Source organism: Variovorax sp. dw_308, assembly GCF_019207085.1.
Lineage (GTDB): Bacteria > Pseudomonadota > Gammaproteobacteria > Burkholderiales > Burkholderiaceae_C > Variovorax.
Genome location: NZ_JAATOM010000098.1, coordinates 1 through 649, shown reverse-complemented (window position 1 = coordinate 649; position 649 = coordinate 1). Strand labels below are relative to the sequence as shown.

General features: G+C 64.3%; 1 protein-coding gene. It reads right to left on the bottom strand.

The features are described from left to right. Positions 1-102: 102 nt before the first annotated feature. Positions 103-649 (bottom strand): tyrosine-type recombinase/integrase (locus HCU76_RS36370; protein WP_218512067.1); only part of this gene is annotated, 547 nt, incomplete at its 5' end.

Below are 649 nucleotides of genomic sequence, written 5' to 3'. Positions count from 1 at the left end.
CGGCCATTATGAGAAGGCCCCAGTTATGAGAAGTTCTGGAGTGGGGAGCGCGCGGATCACGACGTAGTTGGGCTCTCCGACACGCTCGGCCCCTTCTCATAATCACAGCGTCTTCAGGAACTCCAGCAGCGAGTCGGTGGCGCTGAAGCGTCTTGCTGCCGTGTCGGGGTCCTGCAGCTTGGCCAGTGCCTTCTCCTTCATCGCGAGGTCGGCTTCCACGTACTGGTGGGTGGTGGCTGGGCACTCATGGCCGAGCCACAGGGCGATGCCCTCGATGGACTCGCCAGACTGAAGCAGGTGCATCGCTGTCGTGTGGCGAACCGTGTGTGGGGAGATGCGATGTCCCCGAAGACTCGGCATCCCTGGCGATGCCGCTGCCACCGCCAAGGCCAGCCGCTGCGTGACGTTGGTACGCGTCATCGGATGGCCATCCCGGTTGGGCAGTAGCGCCGACGTTGACATCAACGCAGGGTTCAGCCGCAACCACGCCCGCACTGCCTTGACCGTAGATCGCCACAGCGGCATCGTCCGCTGCTTGCGGCCCTTGCCGTGCAAGTGGACGCAGGCCGCGCCGTCGAGCAAGACATCGGCCAAGCGAACGCCGATGATCTCCGACACCCGCGCGCCGGTGTTGTAGAGCATGTGCAGT